The organism is Streptomyces sp. Ru73, from assembly GCF_002920575.1.
Taxonomy (GTDB): Bacteria; Actinomycetota; Actinomycetes; order Streptomycetales; family Streptomycetaceae; genus Streptomyces.
Genome location: NZ_PQSQ01000179.1, coordinates 1 through 5,220 on the forward strand (window position 1 = coordinate 1; position 5,220 = coordinate 5,220).

The 5,220-nt window shown below is 74.0% G+C and carries 6 protein-coding genes; 5 read left to right on the plus strand and 1 reads right to left on the minus strand.

The features are described from left to right. Positions 1–45 precede the first annotated feature (45 nt). Positions 46–561: a hypothetical protein gene (locus C3486_RS35990; protein ID WP_103837063.1), complete on the minus strand. Its 516-nt coding sequence runs from the start codon at positions 559–561 to the stop codon at positions 46–48. Positions 562–786: 225 nt separating this feature from the next. Between C3486_RS35990 and fmt the strand changes: the two genes are divergently transcribed. From fmt to C3486_RS36015, 5 genes are all read left to right on the plus strand, one after another. Further along, the gene (gene fmt, locus C3486_RS35995) at positions 787–1,719 is read left to right on the plus strand and encodes a methionyl-tRNA formyltransferase (RefSeq protein ID WP_103837064.1); all 933 of its coding nucleotides are present in this window, start codon (positions 787–789) and stop codon (positions 1,717–1,719) included. A 91-nt stretch (positions 1,720–1,810) separates the two neighbouring features. Continuing rightward, positions 1,811–2,251 carry a nuclear transport factor 2 family protein gene (locus C3486_RS36000; RefSeq protein WP_374936968.1) on the plus strand — a complete coding sequence of 147 codons (441 nt, stop codon included), beginning with the start codon at positions 1,811–1,813 and terminating at the stop codon, positions 2,249–2,251. Positions 2,252–2,294: 43 nt separating this feature from the next. Beyond that, positions 2,295–3,722 carry an RsmB/NOP family class I SAM-dependent RNA methyltransferase gene (locus C3486_RS36005; RefSeq protein WP_103837065.1) on the plus strand — a complete coding sequence of 476 codons (1,428 nt, stop codon included), beginning with the start codon at positions 2,295–2,297 and terminating at the stop codon, positions 3,720–3,722. Between the two features lie 189 nt (positions 3,723–3,911). After that, positions 3,912–4,565, plus strand: a complete 654-nt coding sequence (locus C3486_RS36010; protein WP_103837066.1) for a TetR/AcrR family transcriptional regulator — start codon at positions 3,912–3,914, stop codon at positions 4,563–4,565. An 89-nt stretch (positions 4,566–4,654) separates the two neighbouring features. Beyond that, positions 4,655–5,220: MFS transporter (locus C3486_RS36015; protein ID WP_146075137.1), on the plus strand; the 566-nt coding region annotated here is incomplete at its 3' end.

Below are 5,220 nucleotides of genomic sequence, written 5' to 3' on the forward strand. Positions count from 1 at the left end.
CGGGGGCCTCGTAGTGCGTCGGCGTGCGTACGAGGCGTGGTGCGGTCAGCCGTTGCGGGGGCCCGGGAAGGCGTTGGGGCGGTCCTGGGCGGGCTGCGCCGGCATGGTGCGGGCCGCGGGGACCGCGGGGGCCGGGGCCACGGAGACCGCGCGGGAGGCGGCGGCGTCGGGCGTGCGGGGCTGGTCGGGGGTGTCGGCCGGGGGCTGGGCCGCGGCGCGGCGGGCGCCGTAGCGGCGGTGGACCGCCTGCTTGGTGACGCCGAGTGCCGAGCCCACCGCGTCCCACGAGAAGCCGAGCGAGCGGTCGAAGTCGACCGCGGCCGTGACGAGCGTTTCGACGCTGTCCCGCAGCTCCTGGGCGAGGCGCACCGTGGGGGCCGGCGCGCGCCCGTACACGACGAAGCCCGTGGAGGGGCCGGTGCGCCGCGGACGGTAGACGTTGCCGAGCTGTGCGGTCAGCGTACGCAGGGCGTCCACCTGCCGGCGGACCCGCTCGATGTCCCGCACCAGTAGATGAAGACTGGCGCGTGCTTGGGCGTCGTGGGTTGCGTGGTCGGCCATGAACAAGCCTCTCGAACCGGCGTTGATGCGGAAAATGAAATGCGTGGACCGGCTGGCGGTCCGGTTGGTCAATGTCGTTTGACCAACGCGGCAGCGCCGGGTGGGGTCACGGTATGGGGGCGTACGAGCTTTCAGCTGGGGCGCGCGGTGATCCGTACGCCCCCGTGTCTGACGCCCCATAGACTGGTGCGTCGTTTCGCAGCGCTGAGAGGTAGAACGCCACACATGAGGCTCGTCTTCGCCGGTACCCCCGAGGTCGCCCTGCCCGCACTGGACGCCCTGATCGCGTCCGACCGGCACGAGGTGGTGGCCGTCGTGACCAGGCCGGACGCCCCGGCCGGGCGCGGCCGCAGGCTCGTCGCCAGCCCGGTCGCGCAGCGTGCCGAGGAGGCGGGCATCGAGGTGCTGAAGCCCGCCCGGCCGCGGGACGAGGACTTCCTCGCCCGGCTGCGCGAGATCGCGCCGGACTGCTGCCCGGTCGTCGCGTACGGCGCGCTGCTCCCGAAGGCCGCGCTGGAGATTCCCGCGCACGGGTGGGTGAACCTGCACTTCTCGCTGCTGCCCGCGTGGCGCGGCGCCGCGCCCGTGCAGCACGCGGTGCTGGCGGGCGACGAGGTGACCGGTGCCTCGACGTTCCGGATCGAGGAGGGGCTGGACTCGGGCCCGGTGTACGGCGTGCTGACCGAGGAGGTGCGGCCGACGGACACCAGCGGTGACCTGCTGACCCGGCTGGCGTTCGCGGGGGCCGGGCTGCTCGCCGCCACCATGGACGGCATCGAGGACGGCACGCTGAAGGCGGTGCCGCAGCCCGCCGAGGGCGTCACGCTCGCGCCGAAGATCGAGGTCGAGGACGCGAAGATCGACTGGACGGCGCCGGCGCTGCGGGTGGACCGGGTGGTCCGCGGCTGCGCGCCCGCGCCGGGCGCGTGGACGCTGTTCCGGGGCGAGCGGCTGAAGGTGATGTCGGTGACGCCGCTGCCGGACCGCACGGATCTGGCGCCCGGTGAGATCGCGGCTACGAAGAAGGCCGTGTTCGTGGGCACGGGGAGCCACGCGGTGCAGCTCCAGTGGGTGCAGCCGCAGGGCAAGAAGCCGATGGCCGCGGCGGACTGGGCACGGGGCGTGCGGATCGCGGAAGGGGAGCGGCTGGAGGGCTGATACGCCCGGGGCGCCGCTCTTCGAGTTTGACCAGTGGAGGTTCGGGTATGGAGTCGGAGGCTAGTAGTCAAACTTGATTAGTGGGGGTCTCGTGAGTGAGTACGTGGTGCCGGAAGCCGTGGCGTACGTCCCGACGGAGCGGGAGCGGCGCGAACTGGACGAGTGGTTCGCGCGGTACGACGCGCTGAGCGCGGCGGGGGACGTCGAGGCGATGGCGGACATGGCCGTGTTCCCGCTGAACCTGGTCACCGACGACTCCGCAGGCGACGGGGTGACCGGGCAGTGGAGCCGGGAGGAGTTCACCCGCACGATGCGCGAGGTGATGGGCGGGGGCGAGGAGGTCACCTTCGCGTCGCAGCGGACGCCGCATTTCCTGAGCGCGGCGCTGGCCGTGGTGTTCACGGACGCCGTGTTCACCGTCGGCGGGCGGCCGCAGTCGGTGCGGTACGCCGACGTGCTGGTGAAGCGGGACGGGGCCTGGGCGTTCCAGACCATGATCCAGGGCGGCTGGGGGGAGGTGCTGCGGCGGTAGGCTGGGTGGGATTCGTCCTCGTCAGCAGCGGAGCACCTTTCTCGTGAGCGACCAGCCTCGTCGTCGTACCGGCAAGCCCTACCGGAGGCCGAAGAAGGACCCCGTGCGCATCCTCGCCTTCGAGGCCCTGCGTGCGGTCGACGAGCGGGACGCGTACGCGAACCTCGTCCTGCCGCCGCTGCTGCGCAAGGCGCGCGAGGACGGCAGCTTCGACGCGCGTGACGCGGCGCTGGCGACCGAGCTGGTCTACGGCACGCTTCGCCGGCAGGGCACGTACGACGCGATCATCTCGGAGTGCGTGGACCGGCCGCTGCGCGAGGTCGACCCGCCGGTCCTCGACGTGCTGAGCCTGGGCGCGCACCAGCTGCTCGGTACGCGGATTCCCACGCACGCGGCGGTCAGCGCCAGCGTGGAGCTGGCCCGGGTCGTGCTGGGCGACGGGCGGGCCAAGTTCGTCAACGCGGTGCTGCGGAAGATCGCCGCCGACGACCTGGACGGCTGGCTGGACCGGGTCGCGCCGCCGTACGACGAGGACCCGGAGGACCACCTGGGCGTGGTGCACTCGCACCCGCGGTGGGTCGTCTCGGCGCTCTGGGACTCGCTGGGCGGGGGCCGGGCCGGGATCGAGGACCTGCTGGAGGCGGACAACGAGCGGCCCGAGGTGACGCTGGTCGCGCGGCCCGGCCGGTCCACTCCCGAGGAGCTGCTGGACGCCGTCGGCGAGGAGAACGCGCTGCCGGGCCGCTGGTCGCCGTACGCGGTACGGCTCACCGAGGGCGGCGAGCCGGGCGCGCTGGACGCCGTCCGGGAGGGGCGCGCGGGCGTGCAGGACGAGGGCAGCCAGCTGGTCGCGCTCGCCCTGGCCAACGCCCCCGTGGAGGGGGCCGACGCGCGCTGGCTGGACGCCTGCGCGGGGCCCGGCGGCAAGGCGGCCCTGCTGGGCGCGCTGGCGGCGGAGCGCGGTGCCGCGCTGCTCGCCGCGGAGAAGCAGCCGCACCGCGCGCGGCTGGTCGCGCGGGCGCTGGCGGGCAACCCCGGGCCGTACGAGGTCATCGCCGCCGACGGCACGCGTCCGGTCTGGCGGCCAGGCTCCTTCGACCGGGTGCTGGTCGATGTGCCGTGCACGGGCCTGGGCGCGCTGCGGCGCCGCCCGGAGGCGCGCTGGCGGCGGCGGCCCGAGGACCTGGACGGCTTCGCGCCGCTCCAGCGCGAGCTGCTGCGGCAGGCGCTGAAGGCCGTACGGGTCGGCGGGGTCGTCGGGTACGCGACCTGCTCGCCGCACCTGGCCGAGACCCGCGCGGTCGTGGACGACGTGCTGAAGGAGCGGGGCGAGGCGGCCGCCGAGCTGGTCGACGCGCGGCCGCTGATGCCCGGCGTCCCCGCGCTCGGCGACGGCCCGGACGTGCAGCTCTGGCCGCATCTGCACGGCACCGACGCGATGTACCTGGCCGTGCTGCGGCGCACCGCCTGAGGAGTTGGGGAACGGTCTGGGTAGGAAGTCGACGCATCGCCTACGTGGCAGCGGATGGGGATGCGCTGAGATCGGGGACAGAGTGTTTCCGTTGAAGTATTGACCAGGGGTGCGGGCGGTCATACGTTGGTGCCCGTCGGCGCGCCCCGGCCGCCGCTCCCTCCTCTCCTGTCGCTGCGGAGTGCCACCATGAGCTCGCGTCGTACCCCGAAGACCGATGCCGGCACGCCCGGCGGGGCCGACCGCCCCGCGGCCCGCGGCGGCCGTCCGAAGGACCCCGAGCTGGACGGCAGGGTCCTGGACGCCGCGGCCGAGCTGCTCGCCGAGCTGGGGTATCTGGAGCTGACGATCGAGAAGGTCGCGACCCGGGCCGGCGTCACCCGTAAGACGGTCTACAACCGCTGGGCCAACAAGTCGGCGCTCGTCGGCGAGCTGCTGATCCGGAACGCCGAGGTCGACCACGTCCCCGACCTCGGGGACACCCGCGCCGAGATGCGGACGCTCTTCGACCAGATCGTCCGGGACGTGGGCGAGAGCCGGGGCCGGCTGCTGTCGTCCCTGTGGGCCACCATCGGCGACCCGGCCGTGCTGGAGCGGTTCCGCACCGAGGTGCTGGGCCCGCGCCGGCAGTACGCGCGGGCCGCGGTCCAGCGCGGCGTGGCACGCGGCGACCTGCCCGCCGACATCGACGTGGACCTGCTGATCGACATGTGGTCCGGCACCGTGATGTTCCGTACCGAGGTGCGGGCCGACGTGCTGCTCGCCTCCCAGGCCGAGGCCATGGTCGACCTCGCGCTCTCCGGGGCCGTGCCGCGCCTGCCGCGGCCCGGCGCCGATTCCTGAACCCTCCTCACTTACCGGTACGCCTCCGGGGCGTCGCTGCCGCCTGCCCGGATGCGCGTACCGCCGTTCCCCGAACCGAGGTCTCTGTCATGAACAGAACAGCCAGACCCGTGCGCCCCCTCGGCCCCCGCGCCATGCTCACCTCCATGGCCCTGGTCGAGGTCGCCAGCGGAGCCACCCAGCAGTACCTGCCGCCGATCCTCCCGGGCCTGGGCGAGCAGGCCGGCCTGGGCACCGCACAGCAGAACTGGATCATCGTGGTGCAGATGGCGAGCTGCGCCGTGCTCACCCCGGTCCTCTCCCGGCTCGGCGACGGCTACGGCCACCGGCGGCTGCTCCGCGCCTCGATCGTCATGGTCGTCCTCGGCTCGCTCGTGATGGCGCTGCGGCCCACGCTGCCCTTCCTGACGCTCGGCGCGGCCCTCCAGGGCGGCGTCGTCGGCTTCATGCCGCTGATGATCGGCATCCTCCGCCACCAGCAGGGCGAGGCGGCCTCCCGGCGCGGCATCGGCATCCTCGTCGGCGCGCTGCTGCTGGCCGTCGGCTGCGCGGGCATCGTCTCCGGCGCGGTCGGCGCGCACGACGCGCGGCTCGGCCTGTGGATCGGCGTCGGCGCCGGCGTGCTGGGCCTGGCCGCGGGATTCCTGCTGCCGGA

Excerpts from the sequence above, each read along its gene's own strand:
- C3486_RS35990 (WP_103837063.1), bottom strand. The coding sequence starts at position 561 with ATGGCCGACCACGCAACCCACGACGCCCAAGCACGCGCCAGTCTTCAT.
- fmt (WP_103837064.1), top strand. The coding sequence starts at position 787 with ATGAGGCTCGTCTTCGCCGGTACCCCCGAGGTCGCCCTGCCCGCACTG.
- C3486_RS36010 (WP_103837066.1), top strand. The coding sequence starts at position 3,912 with ATGAGCTCGCGTCGTACCCCGAAGACCGATGCCGGCACGCCCGGCGGG.